The organism is Burkholderia sp. Bp9004, from assembly GCF_003858025.1.
GTDB classification, from domain to species: domain Bacteria; phylum Pseudomonadota; class Gammaproteobacteria; order Burkholderiales; family Burkholderiaceae; genus Burkholderia; species Burkholderia diffusa.
In genome coordinates, this window is sequence record NZ_QTQD01000004.1 from 91,710 (window position 1) to 110,200 (window position 18,491).

Consider the following 18,491-nt stretch of genomic DNA (forward strand, 5'->3'; position numbering starts at 1 on the left):
GGAAATGAATTCACGATATTCCAGGTATAGCCATGAACAATCTCAGACGACTGGATCTGAACCTGCTGGTCACGCTCGACGTGCTGCTCGCCGAGCACAACGTCACGCGGGCGGCCGAGAAACTGAACATGTCGCAGCCGTCGGTCAGCGTGCAGTTGCAGAAACTGCGCGATCTGTTCGGCGATCCACTGCTGCTGCCGGGGCCGCGCGGGATGCGGCCGACCGCGCGCGCGGAAACGCTGCGCGCGCCGCTACGGGATGCACTCGAAGCAGTCGAGCGCGCGGTGCTGACGGCCACGCCGTTCGATCCGGCAACCGCGACGAACACGTGGCGCGTGGCCGCGACCGACTATGGCGAATCGACGATCGTCCTGCCCGCGCTGAACACGCTGCGATCGGCCGCCCCCGCGACGCGACTCGCCGTCGTCGAGCTCGTGCCGCCGCGCATCGAGCAGGACGCGGAGCGAAACGGCATCGACCTGGCCTTCCACACGACAGAAGGTTCGCCGGAGGGGATGCGGCGCCTGCCGCTGTTCGTCGAGCGCTACGTGCTCGTCGGCCGCGCCGGTCATCCGAAGCTGAAGCGGCGCCCCACGCTCGCGCAGTTCGGCGCGCTGGAACACGTGATCGTGTCGCCCGACGGCGGCGGCTTCTTCGGCGTGACCGACGAGACTCTCGCGAAGGCGGGCGCCGCTCGGCGTGTCGTGCTGTCCGTTCCGCATTTCCTGTTCGTGATGTCGGCCGTCGCCAGCACGGATCTCGTCGCGATGCTGCCCGAGCGGCTGGTGCGCGACGTGCCCGCGCTGCGCGTGGTGGAAGCGCCGGTCGAGGTGCCCGGCTACGAAATGTCGATGCTCTGGCACGAGCGCGTGCATCGCGATCCCGCGCATCGGTGGTTGCGGGAGACGATCGCGGCGTCGGTGTAAATCGTTCGCGAAAGCCGCGCGGTACGCGCGTCGGGCAGCGTCGCCGCCGCGCTCGCCCCCGTGCCGCCAAACAGACATGCATTCAGGACTTGAAACCGCCTCGAACACTGTATATATTTACAGTGCTTTTGCACCATTTGACCCGAATTCCGTCATCCATGACGGACGGACTTTTGTGAGGCGACCATGTTCCAGTCATCCGCATTCGATCCCGAGCAACCCGGCTTCAACCCCGCGCACTTCGAGCGTGCCGCGCAGCGGGCAGTCGTCGACCTGCAGCGTGTCGTCGGCGGCCCCGCGCAACGCGCGCTCGGCCTGCGACGCCGCACGCATCCGGCCGCCGTCCGCACAATGAGCTGGCAGGCGCTGCTGAACGTCGAGGAACTCGCGTTCTCGAATACCGGTTTCCTGAGCCGCAACGATCCGACCGTCGTCGATGCGTTCATCCGCCTGCGCGATAGCCGGCTGGTCGCGGCGGATGTCGAGGAGCCGGTCGACTGGCGTCGCGACGACGACGACCTGCCGGCCGTCTACCTGATCGTCAAGGCGATGCTGGAAGCGGAAGAGGAAGAGCGGGCCGAAGCGGCCTGACGTCCGCCGGCCGGTGGCGAATGGTGTTCTGCCAGAATCGCGTCGCCACGTTGCATGGCGACGCGGTGCATCCTTTCCAGATTGTCCGCATGCCCCGGCACGTCGAATGAATCACCGCGCGGGAAGTCGCGAGGCGTCGCGCAGGCGGGCCATCGCCGCGTGACGCACTCCGCCGCTTCGCAACCCGGAACGACGCCCTTTACAGCCGCGCCGCGAGCCGCGAGCCCTGATCGATCGCCCGCTTCGCATCGAGCTCGGCGGCCAGTTCCGCACCACCGATCAGATGCACCGAGCGTCCGGCCGCCTGCAACGGCGCGAGCAGCGCGCGCTGCGGTTCCTGCCCCGTGCACAGCACGATCGTGTCGGCTTCGATCAGTTCATGATCGGTGCGCTGCTCGCCGTACGATACGTGCAACCCGCGCGCATCGATCAGTTCGTAGTTCACGCCGCCGATCATCTTCACCTGCTTCATCTTCAGCGTCGCGCGGTGAATCCAGCCGGTCGTCTTGCCGAGCCCCTTGCCGAGCGGCGCGGCCTTGCGCTGCAGCAGCGTCACTTCGCGAGCCGGCGCCGCGACCTGCGCGCGCGTCACGCCGCCGCGCGTCGCGGCCGGATCGGTCACGCCCCACTCCGCTTTCCACTCTTCCAGATCGAGCGTCGGCGACTCGCCGCCTTGCACCAGATATTCGGCGACGTCGAAGCCGATGCCGCCGGCGCCGACCACCGCGACACGCCGGCCGACCAGCTGCCCGCCGGCCAGCACGTCGATGTAGCTGAGCACGTTAGGCCCATCCTGGCCGGGAATCTTCGGGTCGCGCGGCGCCACGCCGGTCGCGAGCACGATCTCGTCGTAGCCGCCGGCGATCAGGTCGCTCGCGTCGACGCGACGATTCAGGTGCAGGTTCACGCCGGTCACCTCGACCTGACGGCCGAAATAACGCAGCGCTTCGTCGAACTCCTCCTTGCCCGGAATCCGCTTCGCCATGTTGAACTGGCCGCCGATCTCCGGCGCCGCGTCGAACAGGTCGACGTGGTGGCCGCGCTGCGCGAGCACGGTCGAGCACGCGAGCCCGGCCGGCCCGGCGCCGACCACCGCGATCCGCTTGGGCTGCTGCACGCGCGTATAAACCAGCTCGGTCTCGTGGCATGCGCGCGGGTTCAGCAGGCATGACGCGATCTTGTTCTTGAACGCGTGATCGAGACACGCCTGGTTGCAGCCGATGCAGGTGTTGATCTCGTCTGCCCGGCCTTGCGCGGCCTTGACGACGAACTCGGCATCGGCCAGCAGCGGGCGCGCCATCGACACCATGTCCGCGCAGCCGTCCGCGAGAATCTGCTCGGCCACCTCGGGCCGGTTGATCCGGTTGGTCGTCACGAGCGGAATGCCGACCTCGCCCTTCATCTTCTTCGTCACCCACGCGAACGCGCCGCGCGGCACGGAGGTCGCGATCGTCGGCACGCGCGCCTCGTGCCAGCCGATCCCGGTATTGATGATGGTCGCGCCCGCGCGCTCGACGGCCTTCGCGAGCTGCACGGTCTCGCTCCAGTCGCTGCCGTCCGGAATCAGGTCGAGCATCGACAGCCGGTAGATCAGGATGAAGTCGCGGCCGACCGCCTCGCGCGTGCGCTCGACGATCTCGATCGGCAGCCGGATCCGGTTCTCGTACGAACCGCCCCACTGGTCGCTGCGCTTGTTCGTATGCATCGAGATGAACTGGTTGATCAGGTAGCCCTCGGAGCCCATGATCTCGACGCCGTCGTAGCCGCCCTCGCGCGCAAGCTGCGCGCAGCGGACGAACGCGCGGATCTGCCGCTCGACGCCGCGCGCGCTGAGTTCATGCGGTGCGAACGGCGAAATCGGCGACTTGATCTTCGAAGGCGCGACCGCGAACGGGTGGTAGCCGTAGCGGCCGGTATGCAGGATCTGCAGCGCGATCTTGCCGTCGTCCGCATGCACGGCATCGGTGATCACGCGATGGCGCCGCGCGCCGGCCGACGTCATCAGCGTGCCGCCGAACGGCTTGGTCCAGCCGGCCACGTTCGGCGCGAAACCGCCGGTCACGATCAGGCCTACGCCGCCGCGCGCGCGTTCGGCGAAATAGTCGGCGAGCCGCGGCAGCGTCTTGCGGCTGTCCTCGAGGCCCGTGTGCATCGAGCCCATCAGCACCCGATTCTTCAGCGTGGTGAAGCCGAGGTCGAGCGGCGCGAGCAGGTGGGGAAAGGAAGTCGTCATGGTGAGTCTGCCGATAATCGATACGTGCCATCGTAGGCCGCGCGCCGCCTTGAACGTGAGGGGGCAAACAGCCATAATGCTTGTCATTTCCGGCCAAATCGACATGACCTCCCCGTCACGCAAGGACCACCTCGGGCTACGCCGGCCGACGATTCCGGTCGCCTATACGCGCCTGCTGCTGCAGGCGCTCGCCGAGCGCGGCGTCGATCCGGCCGCCGTGCGCGCGGGAACCGGGCTGCGCGACGCCGTGCTGGCCGAACCGGACGCGCGCGTCGCGCCGTCGCAATGGGGCCGGCTCGTGCTCAACGCGATCGAGATCGGCGGCGATCCGGGCATCGGGCTCGCGTTCGGGCTGCTGCTGAAGCCGACCGTGCACGGCTTCCTCGGTTATGCGACGCTGACCGCGCGGGACATCCGCGAAGCACTGGTCGTCACGCAGCGCTACTTCCGGATGCGCAACCGCCAGTATCGGCTGACCTATGCGGAGGACGAACACGGCGCGACGCTCGAACTGCACGGCGTGCAGGCAAGCCCGGTGCTGCAACATCACGTGATGTTCGAGTTCGTGCTGACGGGGCTCGCGCAGAACATCTCGCAGTGGTCCGGGCGCGCATCGCCGCCGATCGCGCTGCGCTTCGCATGGCCGCAGCCCGATTACTTCGCACGCTATCGCGACCAGCTGCCGCCGGTCGAATTCGGCTGTGCGGCGAACGCGCTGTGGATCGCCCGCGACGTACTCGACTGGCCGCTGCCGCTCGCCGACGAAGTCGCGCACCGGCAAGCGCTCGTGCAGGTCGAGCGCGAGTATGCGCAGGTGCGTCAGGAGGAAGGCGATCTCGTCGGGCGCGTGCGCGCGGAACTGGCGCGAACGGCCGGCAACTATTCAAGTCCGGAGGCGCTCGCCGACGCCCTGCTCGTGTCGACGCGCACGTTGCGGCGCCGGCTCGAGGAAGCCGGGTCGAGCTACCGGCAACTGCTCGACGAAGCGCGGTTTCGCGACGCGAAGCAGTTGCTGTCCGCGTCGGATCTCGACCTGAAGACGATCGCCGAGCGGCTGCAGTTCACCGATCCGGCGAATTTCACGCGGGCATTCCGGCGCTGGGCCGGGCAGACGCCGAGCGCCTATCGGGAAGCGGCCGCCGCAACCACGCGCGAATGACCGGCGAATGCAGGCGGCACCACGCGCCCGGTCGGGATTTAATCGTTCGATCGAACGGCAATCGGCCGCTTCGTGCCGAGCACGATCCTGCGTTCGGCGTTCGGCGTTCGGCGTTCAGCGTTCAGCGTTCAGCGTTCAGCGTTCAGCGTTCAGCCTGATTGTATGGTCCGAAATCCGGCGGCCCGCACGACCGGCCGGCAAGAAATGCGCTGTCGCTCGTGCGGGAAGATCCGCTGCACACCCGCTTCCTCCAAGCCGGCGAGCGCGTGACGCGTCAGCTGCCGACGTCGATCCGCGCGCAGCCGTCACCCTCGCCTGCCTCGATCCGCACGTCGCCCGTCGCGGCGACGATCGCGTCGTACACCGCATCGGTCACGCACACCACCGGCACCGCGATCGCATACAGTTCGGCGGCGACGATCGCGCCGATCGAGATGATCAGGTCGCGCTCCTTCAGCACGATCCCGACCGGCCCCGTGCCATTGCGCACCGCTTCCGCGAGCACGCTGCTGCTCGAACTCGATCCCTTCGCGTGCGGCATCACCATGATCCGGCCGGCCAGGCTCGCGCCCGCCTGCGGATGCCCGCGATCGACGATCCGCCCCGCGCCCGAGTCGTAGCCGCCCCAGAAGCTGAGCGGCTTGTCGAGCACGATCGTCTTCGCGCATGCGCTGCCCGGCACGAGCGTATCGCCCGTCAGTTTCCGAACCATTGCTTCAGTCATCGAATCGCACCTTTCCCTCGAACGCGGAGCGCACGCACTCGCGCATGCTGCCGTACGCCACCGTGACGCCAATGTTCGCGGGCGCGTACGACGCCCACTTCCCCGAGTTCGTCATCACCAGGCCCGACAGCTGTTTCATCACCGGCGTGATGTACGTGCAGGTGTCGACGACGATCTGGATGCCGCGCGCGTCGAACTTGCCGGCAAGCCCGAGCTCGTCCAGTTCCCACAGGATGAAGCGGCTCGTGTTCACGTAGAAATCGCACTTGGGCTTGCCGTCGAACTGGTCGAGCAGCGCGTCGAGCGTGCGGAACTCGGCCAGCGAGAAGTGCGGCGTGCCGAGCGCGACCGCGACGAGCGCATCGCCGGCCGCACCGTGGTTCAGCGTGCGGCGGATCTCGTCGAGATCGGCCATCGCGACATCGACGGTTCGCTGCGACGCCTGCCCGTGCAGCGCGGCGTCGAGCGTCGGCGCCTCGGGCGTGACGCCCACCGCATGGAACAGCGCGACCGCGCCGCTCGATGCGGCGGCCGCGCCGAGCGCCTTGAGTTCGTCTTCGGTGGTGTCGGCCGGCAGCCCGACGATCGCCGGCACGGTTGCACCGGCGATCCGGCCGATCAGCAATCCGAGCGCCGCGAAGTAGATGTCGCGCGACGGCCGGTTGCCGAAGTCCGGCGCGTTGAACACGATCCGTGCCGCGCGATTCGATTCGACGTGCAGCCCCGCGTACGGCGCGCGCCCGGTGATCGCGGCGGCCAGATCGAGAAAGTCGCCGTAGCGGCTGGTGCGCGCGCCGAGCACCGAGTTGGCGAACACGATCGCATTGGATTCGGCCCACGCGATCTGCTCACCCAGGCGCGGACGATTCTTCAGTTGATACGGCGCGCACGTGAAGCTCGACGCGCAGCCGAGCTGGAGATGCGCGTCCATCAGGCGTTGCGCGTCGCGCTGGATCGTGCGGTCGCCGTGATACAGCTCGGGATGGATCAGGTCCAGCGACCCGACGTTCAGCGTGGTCGGCACCGCGACCCGCGCGCCCGTGTCGACGAAATATTCGACGAAGTCGAGGCTGGTCTGGCCGTGGTAAAGACAGCCGTCGATATGCGCGGACGTGATGTCGATCAGGTGCGGCGCCGACATGACGTCGGCCGTGCGCGCGACGATCCGCATCGCGCGCGCGACGCCGTCGCCGAATGCGCCGCGCAACATCGCATCGTCGCGCTCGCTCAACTGCAGCATGGGGGACTCCTCGTGTCTCGTCCGGTGGATCCGGATCGCTTTTGTCATACTACCGCGCGCGTTGCGCCTATCGCTGCGCCGTCAGGCTGAACAGCTCGTCGCGCAGTGCCTTGGCGCGGCCGCGGCCGAACTGCGTCTCGAACTCGTCCTGCGCGGCCTGCCACGCGACTTTCGCCTGCGCGTAGGTGCGCTCACCGAGCTTCGTCAGGCTGAGCGCGTGCGCGCGCGCGTCATGCTCGGATGCGGCCGCGGCGACGAAGCCGTCGCGCTGCAGCGGCTTCAGCGCGCGCAACAGCGTCGTGCGATCCATCACCAGCGTGTCGGCGAGTTCGCTCATCACCAGGCCGGGCCGGTGCGACAGATTCGCCATGATCGAGAACTGCGCGGGCGTGACGCCGACCGGGGCCAGATGTCGCTCGTAAAGTTGCGTGACGAAGCGCGCCGCCTGACGCAGCGCGAGGCAATTGCAGGCCTGGGCGATCTGGATATCGTTCATGATCGGCAATTTATATGTGCATATGCATAAAGTCAATGTACACTCCGCCGTAACATGGCCGGGCCGGCCGCGTGCATCAGGCGCCCCGCCATCGCCTCGAGGAGACGGACATGGACTACATCGACAAGCTGCGGATCTTCCGGTCGGTGGTGGAAATGCGCAGCTTCACGCGCGCCGCCGACATGCACGGCCTCGCGCGGCCGGTCGTGTCGCGGGCGGTCGCGGATCTGGAGGCGCGCTTCGGCAGTCGCCTGCTGCACCGGACCACGCGCCAGGTCTCGCTGACCGAGACCGCCGAGCGCATCTACGAACGCTGCGCGGCCGTGCTCGACGAACTCGATTCGCTGGAAGCGCAGGCGCAGTCGCACACGCGCGAGCCCGAGGGGCTGCTGCGCCTCGTCGCGCACACGACGGCCGCGCTCAACCGGCTCGTGCCGCTGATCGCCGGCTTCAAGGCCGCGCATCCGAAGGTGCGCCTCGACGTCACGCTGACCGAGCGCCCGGTCGACCTCGTCGGCGAAGGCTACGACATAGGCATCGTCGTGCCGTACATGCTGACGAGCGAGACGACCGTCGTGCGGTTGGTCGAACGCATACCCGTCGTGATCGTCGCGACGCCCGCGTATCTGCGCACGCATGCGCGTCCCGAAACGCCGACCGACCTCGCCGATCATGCGTTCATCCCGATGTCGCCGTCGCTGCGCCGGCCCGCGCTGTCGTTCCGCGTCGACGGTGACACGCTGGTCGTGCCGTTGAGCTTCGACATCTCGTCGAACAGCCCCGTCTTCAACCGCGAAATGGTGATGCACGACTTCGGTATCGGCGTCGTGCCGAGAACGCTCGTCGAAGCAGAGCTCGCGTCGGGCGCGCTCGTGCAGTTGCTCGACGGTGCCGACCTCGTCGACGCCTTCGTCGAAATCAAGCTCGCTTACGCGAACCGCGCGCTGCTGCCGGCGAAGGTCAAGGCGTTCATCGACTACACGGCCGCGTACTGCGACCGCCAAGGCGGGATTGTTCCGGCCGCTGCCTGATCCGGCGCGAAAACGCGCCGTTCCATCGTCGATTGGTACAGCCACGGCACCAATCTGATCCCGCACCGCCACTCGCTTCAGGCCGCTCTGCCACCTAACATGTGCACATGCACAAGACCACGCTTACCGATGACGATTGCTTCGCGGTCCGGCAAGCCGCCCGGCGGATCTCGCAGTTCTACGAGCGCTACCTGTCGCGGGCGGGCGTCACGCCGTCTCAGTACAGCATTCTCGCGCTGCTGAGGGAGCGCCCGGGCGTAACGATGGCGATGCTGTCGGCGGTGCTGGTGATCGAGCGCACCGCGCTGTTGCGCGCGCTCAAGCCGCTGGTCGGCGCGGCGCTGGTCACGGGCAGGATCGAGCCGCGTTGCCGCCGCCAGACGTTCGCGCTGACCGCGCAAGGCGAAACGAAGATCGCCGAAGCGCAGGTGCACTGGCTCGCCGCGCAGGAGGCGTTCGAGCAGCGGTTCGGGTCGGCGCAGGCCGCCCGCCTCAGAGACGAATTGTTCCGGATCACGCACAACCTCCCGGAACGCTAACCCCCTCCCCGATCGGCGACGCATCGTCGGTCGCTTCAGTAAGTGCATATACATAGGTGATTCGATGGAAACGACCCAAGCCGCCGCCTCCCGCGAGGCAGCCACAACCGACCGGCCGGCAAGGCAGCAGCGCCGCGTGCCGTGGATGCGCATCGCGGTGGCCGCCGTCGTCGTCGCGGTCGCGGCCGCGACGCTCGACTGGCTGTTCGTGCTGCGCTTCCAGGAAAGCACCGACGATGCGTACGTCGGCGGCGATGTCACGGTCCTCGCGCCGAAGGTAAACGGCTTCGTCGACAGGATTCTCGTGACCGACAACCAGCGCGTGAAGGCCGGCGACGTGCTCGTGCAGCTCGATGCGCGCGACTACGATGCGAAGCTCGCGCAGGCGACCGCCGAAGTCGACAGCGCGCGCGCCGCGGTGGCCGAACTCGAAGCGAAGCAACAACTTCAATACGCCGTGATCGGCCAGCATGCCGCGGACAGGAATGCGTCCTCGGCCGAGCTCACGCGTGCGTCGTCCGACCGTGTGCGCTACCGCGAGCTCGTGAAATCCGATGCCGTGTCGAATCAGATCGTCGAACGCGCGGATGCCGACTATTCGAAGGCGGATGCGGCCGTCGCGCGCAGCGACGCCGCGCTGCTCGCATCGAAGCGGCAGCTGGACGTGCTCGGCGCGCAGCTCGTCGATGCGCGGGCCCGCGTGAACACGGCACTCGCCGCGCAACGGGTCGCGGCGCTCAACGTCGAGTACACGACGATCCGCTCGCCCGTCGACGGTTACGTCGGCAACCGCACGGGCCGCGTCGGGATGCTCGCCAACGTCGGCGTGCCGCTGCTGACGGTCGTGCCCGTGTCCGGGCCGTGGATCGACGCGAACTTCAAGGAAGACCAGCTGCGCAAGATGCGCGCCGGCGATCGCGTCGACGTCGCGCTCGACGCGTCGAGCACGCGCCTGCACGGCCGCGTCGACAGCCTGGCGCCCGCGACCGGTGCGACCTTCAGCGTGCTGCCGCCCGAGAACGCGACCGGTAACTTCACGAAGATCGTCCAGCGCGTGCCGGTGCGCGTGCATCTCGATCCGCAGCCGGGCATCGAGCACGTGCTGCGTCCAGGCCTCTCCGCGGTCGTGACCGTGCATACCGACCACGCGAACTGAACGGGAGCCCGAGATGACCACCGCCTTTTCCGGCGACCCCGCGTCGCAGCCGACGAAGCAGCGCGTCTTCGCGTTCGCGCTGATGTGCGTCGGCTTCTTCATGGCGACGCTCGACATCCAGATCGTCGCGTCGTCGCTGCGCGACATCGGCGGCGGCCTGTCCGCGAGCCAGGACGAGTTGTCCTGGGTGCAGACGGCCTACCTCATCGCCGAGATCATCGTGATCCCGATGTCGGGCTGGCTGTCGAAGGTGATGTCGACGCGCTGGCTGTTCGTCGCGTCGGCCGTCGGCTTCACGATCACGAGCATGCTGTGCGGGCTCGCGTGGGACATCAACTCGATGATCCTGTTCCGCGGGCTGCAAGGCGCGCTCGGCGCCGCGATGATCCCGACCGTGTTCACGACCGCGTTCGTGCTGTTTCCGGGCAAGCAGCGGCTGATCGCGTCGACGACGATCGGCGCGCTCGCGTCGCTCGCGCCGGCGATCGGGCCGGTGATCGGCGGCTGGATCACCGATCAATGGTCGTGGCACTGGCTGTTCTACCTGAATCTCGTGCCGGGCATCGCCGTGGCCGCGCTGGTGCCGCGCTACGTGCACATCGACGAACCCGATCTCAGCCTCATCAAGCGCGGCGACTATCTCGGCATCGCGCTGATGTCGGGCTTCCTCGGCTGCCTCGAATACGTGCTGGAAGAAGGCCCGCGCAAGAACTGGTTCAGCGACGATGCGATCGTCATCTGCGCGTGGATCTCCGGCATCTGCGGCTTCCTGTTCATCGTGCACGCACTGACCGCGGAAGACCCGATCGTCGACCTGCGCGCGCTCGCCGTGCGCAACTTCGGGATCGGCAGCCTGCTGTCGTTCGTGACGGGCATCGGGATCTTCGTCACCGTGTTCCTGACACCGCTGTTTCTCGCGCAGGTGCGCGCGTTCAGCTCGCTGCAGATCGGCATCGCGCTGCTGTCGGTCGGTGCGTTCCAGCTGATCGCGCTCTGCGCGTATGCATTCGCCGCACGCTACCTCAGCTTGCGCGTGCTGCTCGTGTTCGGGCTGATCTGCTTCGGCCTCGGCTGCTATCTGTACACGCCGATCACGCATGACTGGGGCTGGCGGGAGCTGCTGCTGCCGCAGGCGCTGCGCGGCATCGGCCAGCAATTCAGCGTGCCGCCGATCGTCACGATGGCACTGGGCTCGCTGCCGCAGTCGCGTCTGAAGTCGGCGAGCGGCCTGTTCAACCTGATGCGCAACCTCGGCGGTGCGATCGGCATCGCGGTGAGCGCGACGATGCTCAACGACCGGCTCAACTTCCACTACCTGCGCCTGAACGAACACGTGAGCGCGGGCGAGCCGCAGGTCGCGTCGCTGCTCGACCGCCAGGCCGCGTACTGGACCTCGGTGGCCGGCAACACGCTCGATACCGCACAGGCCGGCCTCGCGAACCTGCATCGCCTGATCTATCGCGAAGCGCTGACGCTCACCTACGCGGATGCGTACTACGCGCTGTCGCTGTGCTTCGTGGTCGCTCTGGTTGCCGTCGCGTTTTCCCGTCCCATCACCCTGAACGCGCCGCCGCCGGACGCGCACTGAAGCCAAGGTCGTCATCATGAAAAAGCTACTCGTCGCGCTGGCCGTCAGCGCACTCGCCGCAGGGTGTGCGGTGCAGCCCGCGCAGCACCCGGCGCTGCACGATTCCGTGCAATCGCTCGCGCCCGCAGCGTGGGACACCGACGTGCCGCGTGCGGGCATCGACGCCGCCGCATGGTGGGCGCAGTTCAACGATCCCGTGCTCGACCGGCTGATCGCGACCGTGCTCGACGGCAACCTCGATCTGCAGGCCGCGGCCGAACGCGTGAAGCAGGCGCAGGCGCTGACCGTGCAGAAGCGCGCGGTGCTGCTGCCCGAACTCGACGCGACCGCGCGTGCGTCCGACGCGCGCCAGAATACGCCGCCGCCGCTCGGCTACGTGCGGCAGGCCGGCGCGGGACTCGCGCTGAGCTGGTCGCCGGACGTGTTCGGCGGCGAACGGCTCGACCTGCTGGCCGCGCAGGCCGAGCTGGTCGGGCAAAAGCACGCGGAAGACGCGATGCGGCTCGCGCTCGCGGCCGATGCCGCCTCGGCCTACGTCGACCTGCGCTGGGCGCAGCAGGAACTGAATATCCTCCAGGACAACGCGGCGATCCGCCGGCATGCGCTCGAACTCACGCGCAAGCGGCAGGCGTTCGGGCTGTCGACGGAGCTCGACGTCACGCGCGCGCAGAACCAGCTCGATGCGCTCGAAGCGCGGATTCCGCCGACGCGCGCGCAGATCGCGCATCAGCTCAACCTGATTGCCGTGTATTCGGGCCGCACGCCCGAGTCGAACGACCGGATCATGCTCGCGCAGGCCGGCGCGATTCCGGCGCCGCCTGCCGGGTCGCCCGCCACGCTGCCATCGCAGGCGCTGCTGCGCCGGCCGGACGTGCTCACCGCGTACGCACAGGTCGAGCGGCGCGCGGCGCAGGTCGGCGTCGCGAAGGCCGAGCGGTATCCGAAGTTCTCGCTGAACCTGACGGACGGGATTCTGGCCGCGTCGTATCTCGGGTTGCCGACGCTGACCGACAACCTGTTCAGCGCGGCGTTGAGCGCGACGAGCCCGATCTTCAACGCGGGGCGAATCACCGCCGACATCACGCAAAGCGAAAGCAGAATGCGCGAGTCGGAACTCGGGTTGCGGCAGACGATGCTGCAGGCGCTGCGGGAAGTCGAGGACTCGCGTGCGAACCTCGTCAGCAGCGATGAAGCGACGCGGCGCCTCGACAGCGCGCTCTCGGCGTCGGACAAGGCGCTCGGGCTGGCGAACCAGCTCTATAAGGGCGGCGCGACGGATTTTCTGGACGTGCTGTCGGCGCAGGAAGTGTATCTGCGGGATTCGGATGCACTCAATCAGGTCCGGCGAGAGCATGCGCTGGCGGCGGTCGCGTTGTATCGATCGCTCGGCGGCGGGTGGAGCAGGAACGAGGCGGCGGGTGAACCGCAGGCCGTGGCCGCCGCTACCACCGCCGCGCAGGATTGACCACGGCCGCCGTGCGACGCCGGCGCCGTCGTCCGTGCGCGGGAGGCCGGGCGTGCGGCGCGATCAGCCCGCGTCCGGCCACCGGTAACCGATCACCTCGCTCACCGGATACGCAAGTTCGCGCACCTCTTCCAGCTGATTGCCACCGAACAGGTGGACACGCTCGTCGTCGTGACGCAGATAGAACCCGACGTGCCCCTTCCAGCTCACGGGGTCGTCGCGCGTCAGAATCGCGATGCAACCGTACACCGGGCGCTCCAGCGGCCGCCCCCATTCGAGCCACGAACGCGCGAGCGCCGACCCCGTGCCGCGTATGCCGGCATGCGTCATGCACCAGTTGACGAACGACGAGCACCACGAAATCTTGTCGTCGTAGCCGACGAGGTTCGTGTGGTTGTTGTACTCGACGATGCGCGGATTGATGCTGCCGGGCGGGAAGCGGCGAATGCCCAGCTCGGCCAGTGCGACGGCCATCCACGGCGGATGGCCGGCTTGCGGGTTGCCCTCGGGGTTCGATCGGATCACGACGGTCTCGATGGAATGCGGGTGGAATATCGCTCAATCTTCGCACGAAGGCGTGGGTATGGCGGTGTCGGTTCGGGCCGCCCCGAGCGTACCGGTCGAGCATTGGGGTTCCGCCGTCACTACGAACGCCGTCGACTTTCCGGATTTCCGACACAGAAGAAAACAATCGGCCGGATTCTTTTGCATTCGTGCAGGGAACCCTGATTCCGGTGCGAGCCGTTCCGCCAGATCGATTACCATCCGAACGATTCGCCGATTTCCAAAACACATCCTACGAACAAGGGGCCACGCGCCATGACTACCCGCTCAGACGACGCGTTGCCGCCCCGCACTGACGACGCGTCGAAGCAATCCGCCCCGGACACAAGCGCAAAACCGCGAGTCATCACGCTGCCTGCACACCTTCGACAGATACCGACATGCAAAGGAATTCCAGATCGGTTCAATACCTATCTGCTGAATATCGGTTTCATGCTGTTTTTCGGCACGATGTTCGCTGGATTGCTCGTTGCGCCGTTCGACGATGCATCCTCCTCGCGTGTCGGGTTCATCGGTTTCGTTCTATGGCTTTGCATTCTGGCCTGCCTCGCCTGGGCGGTAGTGATCGTGATTCGCGCGACGATGAATATCGGCGGCTGGTTTCAAGTCGACGCAACCGGCTTCCGATATGGCGTCGGCAAGCACTCGGACCAGGCGGCCCTGCAGCAGGAACGGTGCATCGAATGGCGTGAAGTCGTGCGGAACGAGGACATGTGCTGCGACGTTGACTTCAACCCGCCTTCCCGAGTGACCATGAGCCCGGCGAACTTCCAGTTCTGGCGACAAAGTGGGAAGCGCGAACCGGCGAAGCGATACACACTGCGCACGAGCCTCGTGGATTACGACGCCGACGACGCCATTCGCTGCGTTCGCTTCAAGAATCGTCACGAATTGCTTGTCGCACTGCTGTGCGGCCTCGCACATCAGGGGTTGCGTTTCAATCCGAGCGCATTCATTGCCGCCGGAATTCATCCCGAAACGTGGCAGCCGCTCGCAAAGGCGCGACGCCCGGCCATGATCTATTTTGCGGTCGTCGCCGCACTCGGGCTGATTGCCTTCTGGACATGGGGGCGCCTGTCGCTGCCATTTTCGCTGGCGATTCTGCTCGTCTCCTTCGCGTACTACTGGACCGAGGGCAAGTACGATTTCTCTCCGGACATCAAGCACTATCCACGCGATCCGATTGTGTTCCGGATCGACGGCGACACGTCTGCCTTCAACCCGGAATCGTAACGGCGCGGGCGATCGCGCATGAATCGCCTTCGTTCGCCGCTGCCGTCACGGGACCGCTCAGCCTCGCGCCGAGTGATCTCCCGAGGTACATTCATTCTGGTTACGCGTCACCGCTGGTTCTGATTGCGCCCGAGCGCTCTAGGCAAATCAATGACCTGCGTGACCGGGCCCGAAGACGTCCAATCCAACGCATGCTTGCGTGTGCACCGCGAACATCCGAACACTCGCTTTTCCAATAGTTCGGGTTACATACGATACTAGTGGGAACTGCGCGGGCGGCCCACTGCGACGAAAGGTGTGCTGTCGTTATGCGACCGCCGCAAGCTGCGTGACAAGCTAAATCTTCGCGTTGCGCAGTCGCAGTGCGTTCGAAATGACCGAAGCGGAGCTTAGACTCATTGCAAGTGCGGCAATCATCGGCGAAAGCAGCAAACCGGTGAATGGATAAAGTACCCCTGCCGCCAGCGGAACCCCAAGTGCGTTGTATACGAACGCGAAGCCAAGATTTTGCTTCATGTTCGCGACGGTTGCCTCGGACAGCTCTCGAGCACGCGCGATACCGCGCAAGTCGCCTTTGACGAGGGTCACCTGAGCGCTGCTCATCGCCACATCCGTGCCTGTTCCCATGGCCACGCCGACATCGGCCTTGGCAAGCGCGGGGGCGTCGTTTATGCCGTCTCCGGCCATTGCGACAACGTGCCGGGCTTGCTGAAGCCGTGTCACCAAGTTGAGCTTGTCTGCAGGCTTCACCTCGCCATGGAATTCGTCGATGCCGAGCTTTCCGGCTACGGCCTTGGCAGTGACTACACCATCACCGGTCGCCATCACGACTCGAATGCCGTTTTCCTTCAACGTCAAAAGCGCTTCTGGCGTTGTCGTCTTTATCGGGTCCGCGACTGCCAGCAGTCCGGCCAAACTGCCATCGACCGCCAAGTACATGACACTGGCGCCTTGCGCGCGCATGCCGTCCGCCTCCCTCGCCAGCGATTCGACGGATACCGCGTCAGTCTGCATCAGCGCGGTGTTGCCAAGCGCAAGTTTCCTGCCGGCGACAAGTCCTCTCACGCCGATACCCGTAGCGGATTCAAAATTTTCCGTGCGGTCCAAAGTCAGCTTCTTCTCACGGGCAGCCGCAACGATGGCCGCAGCAAGCGGATGCTCACTACCTTGGTCGAGACTCGCGGCCAGACGAAGTACTTCGTCGGTCGAGTATCCGTTTGTGCCCACGGCTCGCTCGAACGCTGGACGCCCCTCTGTCAGCGTCCCCGTCTTGTCGACGATGAGCACATCGACCTTGCGCAGATTTTCGATCGCGGCCGCATCTCGAAAGAGAATCCCGGTTGTGGCTCCTTTGCCGCTTGCAACCATGATGGACATTGGCGTCGCAAGCCCCAGCGCGCAGGGGCAAGCAATGATGAGCACCGCCACCGCATTGATGAGACCGAACACCCAGCTGGGCTCCGGCCCAAAGATGCCCCACACGAAGAATGTCAGAAGAGCGGCACTGACGACGCCGACGACAAACACGCCGGCCACCTTGTCGGCCATGCGCTGCAGGGGGGCACGGGACCGCTGCGCCTGCGCGACCATCTGCACGATTTGCGACAAGACAGTCTGGGAGCCGACCTTTTCCGAGCGAATGACGAGACTGCCTGTCGCGTTCATCGTTGCGCCGATGACGTGGTCGCCAACGCGCTTCGTGACGGGAATGGGTTCGCCGGTAATCATGGACTCGTCGAGCGAACTCGAGCCATCCGTCACCACGCCGTCCACGGGGACTTTCTCGCCTGGCCGCACGCGAAGCAGGTCTCCCACATGCACATGGGACAACGGAACGTCTTCCTCGGAACCATCCGGGCTGATGCGTCGGGCCGTCCTGGGTGCGAGCCCGAGCAGCGCCTTGATGGCCGCGGATGTTTGCGAGCGGGCCTTCAGTTCGAGCAACTGCCCGAGAAGCGTCAACGAAATGATGACTGCCGCTGCTTCGAAATACACGCTGACCCGGCCGTGCGCACGGTACGTTTCAGGAAACACGCCGGGGAAGATGGTGGCGATGACACTGTAGATATAGGCCGACCCCGTCCCGAGCCCGATGAGCGTCCACATGTTGGGGCTGCGGTTCACGAATGAGCGCATGCACCGCTCGAAAAACGGAAGGCCCGCCCACAGGACGACTGGCGTGGAGATGAGGAACTCAACCCAGCTTTCGGTGCCGGCTCCCATCAATCGTAGGCGATGGCCAAACATCGCCAGCACGAAAACGATGACTGTCAGTGGCAACGTCCACCAGAATCGGCGTCGAAAATCGACCAGTTCCGGATTCTCGCCTTCGTCGATACCGGGCAGAACCGGCTCCAGCGTCATGCCGCACTTCGGACATTGCCCAGGATGGTCCCGGCGAATTTCCGGGTGCATCGGGCACGTGTAGATGGTGCCCTCAGGCACTGCTCGTGGCTGCTCAATGGTCGAGGGCTCGACGTACCTGGACGGCGCAGCCTGGAATTTCGTCAAGCAAGCCTGGCTGCAGAACGCGTACCACTTGCCATCGTGTTCGCAGCGCAAGCTTGACTCATCGGCCACCGTCATTCCACAGACGGGGTCGCGAAGCGAATCTGCGGGTCGAACGTGCTCATCCTGGCCATGTTGGTGAGGCGCATGCGCGTCGTGGCCGTGGCCGGCGGATTGGTCGTGCTTGTCCGTCTCGCGTGCGTGATGCTCGCCCGATGACAAGTGCTCAGAAATCCGTGGGTGATCAAGCTTGTCTTCGCCGGGTTGGCCGCTCATTTGACGCTCCTTTGCTCACCCGTTCCGCTTCCATTGAGGCTCTTCGCCCTGCGCGTTCGATATTGACGTGACGGCCGTGCTACGACGTGAGTTACCTTTACCGAGGCTAGCCGGTACCTCGGTTGCGTACAGTGCGACTATATTGTCAAATCATCAGAGGGCGCCACCGACGACGGAGCAATGTGTCGAGCATCATCATCTGCATCATATCCGTGCGCATTTCCATACTCCCCTGCCGCGATGACATCGGCATACTGGACGAGTGAGCACTCGTCATTTCCATCATGCACATGCCGTTTTGCATGACTTTCATTTGCTCGTCCATCAGGGCAACGCGTTCTTGAGGCGTCTTGGCGTTCATCATCTTTTCGTGCATGACCCGCATGGCCTGCATTTGGTCGTCCGCTTCGCGGTTTGACTTGCTCGGCGCTTTTTCGGCTGCTTTGTTCGGATGATGGGCATCGTCGGCGGCCGCCGCCGTACCAGCGATTGCAACGGCACTGACCATGCCGACGGTCGCAATTGCAATTGCGAGTTTTTGCGGGAATGCCGCCTTGTTCTCCGTGAGCATGGTTCTCGAGCGCTGGTCGAACCCTAGAATCACTCTATGCTGACGCCCCTTCGATGGCTTGACGTGGCTCAACGGATCACGCACCGAATTCTTCATATGTAGCGCGGCCGTGGAGCCGACATGCGACCGAGACGGTGCATTACCCCGGGCACGCTCGACAATGCAGCATTGACGTGCATCAACCCTGCGAC

At 65.9% G+C, this 18,491-nt stretch carries 16 protein-coding genes; 9 read left to right on the plus strand and 7 right to left on the minus strand.

All coding sequences use genetic code 11. The features are described from left to right. Nucleotides 1-32 precede the first annotated feature (32 nt). Together DIE08_RS06475 and DIE08_RS06480 are read left to right on the plus strand one after the other, a co-directional pair. On the plus strand, nt 33-926 hold the full coding sequence (locus DIE08_RS06475) for a LysR family transcriptional regulator (RefSeq protein WP_124901346.1): 894 nt from the start codon (nt 33-35) through the stop codon (nt 924-926). Between the two features lie 186 nt (nt 927-1,112). Then, nucleotides 1,113-1,517, plus strand: a complete 405-nt coding sequence (locus tag DIE08_RS06480) for a DUF2471 family protein (RefSeq protein WP_059601528.1) — start codon at nt 1,113-1,115, stop codon at nt 1,515-1,517. Between the two features lie 199 nt (nt 1,518-1,716). On the opposite strand, the gene DIE08_RS06485 is transcribed toward DIE08_RS06480, so the two are convergent. After that, nucleotides 1,717-3,750 carry an NADPH-dependent 2,4-dienoyl-CoA reductase gene (locus DIE08_RS06485; protein WP_124901347.1) on the minus strand — a complete coding sequence of 678 codons (2,034 nt, stop codon included), beginning with the start codon at nt 3,748-3,750 and terminating at the stop codon, nt 1,717-1,719. A 76-nt stretch (nt 3,751-3,826) separates the two neighbouring features. Here DIE08_RS06485 and DIE08_RS06490 point away from each other — a divergent pair, with 76 nt between their 5' ends. Next, the gene (locus tag DIE08_RS06490; RefSeq protein ID WP_059601524.1) at nt 3,827-4,909 is read left to right on the plus strand and encodes an AraC family transcriptional regulator; all 1,083 of its coding nucleotides are present in this window, start codon (nt 3,827-3,829) and stop codon (nt 4,907-4,909) included. A gap of 274 nt (nt 4,910-5,183) precedes the next feature. Here DIE08_RS06490 and DIE08_RS06500 read toward each other — a convergent pair whose 3' ends face one another. The 3 genes from DIE08_RS06500 to DIE08_RS06510 all read right to left on the minus strand — a co-directional run bounded on the left by DIE08_RS06500 (nt 5,184) and on the right by DIE08_RS06510 (nt 7,369). Continuing rightward, on the minus strand, nt 5,184-5,633 hold the full coding sequence (locus DIE08_RS06500) for an aconitase X swivel domain-containing protein (protein ID WP_124901348.1): 450 nt from the start codon (nt 5,631-5,633) through the stop codon (nt 5,184-5,186). Then, nucleotides 5,626-6,873, minus strand: a complete 1,248-nt coding sequence (locus DIE08_RS06505; protein WP_124901349.1) for an aconitase X — start codon at nt 6,871-6,873, stop codon at nt 5,626-5,628. Before DIE08_RS06505 ends, DIE08_RS06500 begins: the two co-directional genes overlap by 8 nt. 67 nt (nt 6,874-6,940) lie before the next feature. Beyond that, the gene (locus tag DIE08_RS06510) at nt 6,941-7,369 is read right to left on the minus strand and encodes a MarR family winged helix-turn-helix transcriptional regulator (RefSeq protein WP_059601516.1); all 429 of its coding nucleotides are present in this window, start codon (nt 7,367-7,369) and stop codon (nt 6,941-6,943) included. A gap of 110 nt (nt 7,370-7,479) precedes the next feature. Between DIE08_RS06510 and DIE08_RS06515 the strand changes: the two genes are divergently transcribed. The 5 genes from DIE08_RS06515 (at nt 7,480) to DIE08_RS06535 (ending at nt 13,148) form a co-directional block, all read left to right on the plus strand. Further along, nucleotides 7,480-8,400 carry a LysR family transcriptional regulator gene (locus DIE08_RS06515; protein ID WP_124901350.1) on the plus strand — a complete coding sequence of 307 codons (921 nt, stop codon included), beginning with the start codon at nt 7,480-7,482 and terminating at the stop codon, nt 8,398-8,400. Between the two features lie 107 nt (nt 8,401-8,507). Next, nucleotides 8,508-8,939, plus strand: coding sequence for a MarR family winged helix-turn-helix transcriptional regulator (locus tag DIE08_RS06520; RefSeq protein ID WP_059601511.1), 432 nt, complete (start codon nt 8,508-8,510; stop codon nt 8,937-8,939). Between the two features lie 64 nt (nt 8,940-9,003). Next, nucleotides 9,004-10,095 (plus strand): HlyD family secretion protein, encoded by a 1,092-nt coding sequence (locus tag DIE08_RS06525; RefSeq protein WP_124901351.1) that lies wholly within the window; start codon nt 9,004-9,006, stop codon nt 10,093-10,095. Between the two features lie 13 nt (nt 10,096-10,108). Then, nucleotides 10,109-11,683 (plus strand): DHA2 family efflux MFS transporter permease subunit, encoded by a 1,575-nt coding sequence (locus tag DIE08_RS06530; RefSeq protein WP_124901352.1) that lies wholly within the window; start codon nt 10,109-10,111, stop codon nt 11,681-11,683. 16 nt (nt 11,684-11,699) lie between these two features. Then, on the plus strand, nt 11,700-13,148 hold the full coding sequence (locus DIE08_RS06535; protein ID WP_124901353.1) for an efflux transporter outer membrane subunit: 1,449 nt from the start codon (nt 11,700-11,702) through the stop codon (nt 13,146-13,148). Nucleotides 13,149-13,211: 63 nt separating this feature from the next. Here DIE08_RS06535 and DIE08_RS06540 read toward each other — a convergent pair whose 3' ends face one another. Next, entirely contained in the window at nt 13,212-13,622 is a 411-nt protein-coding gene (locus DIE08_RS06540) for a TIGR02594 family protein (RefSeq protein ID WP_059532397.1), read from the minus strand. 345 nt (nt 13,623-13,967) lie between these two features. Between DIE08_RS06540 and DIE08_RS06545 the strand changes: the two genes are divergently transcribed. Continuing rightward, nucleotides 13,968-14,945: a hypothetical protein gene (locus DIE08_RS06545; protein ID WP_124901354.1), complete on the plus strand. Its 978-nt coding sequence runs from the start codon at nt 13,968-13,970 to the stop codon at nt 14,943-14,945. Between the two features lie 336 nt (nt 14,946-15,281). Here the strand turns inward: DIE08_RS06545 and DIE08_RS06550 are convergent, their stop codons facing one another. Both DIE08_RS06550 and DIE08_RS06555 read right to left on the minus strand, forming a co-directional pair. Next, complete coding sequence (locus tag DIE08_RS06550) at nt 15,282-17,729, minus strand: heavy metal translocating P-type ATPase (RefSeq protein ID WP_260436465.1); 2,448 nt, start codon at nt 17,727-17,729, stop codon at nt 15,282-15,284. 145 nt (nt 17,730-17,874) lie between these two features. Beyond that, complete coding sequence (locus tag DIE08_RS06555; RefSeq protein WP_260436466.1) at nt 17,875-18,396, minus strand: hypothetical protein; 522 nt, start codon at nt 18,394-18,396, stop codon at nt 17,875-17,877. Nucleotides 18,397-18,491: the final 95 nt, after the last annotated feature.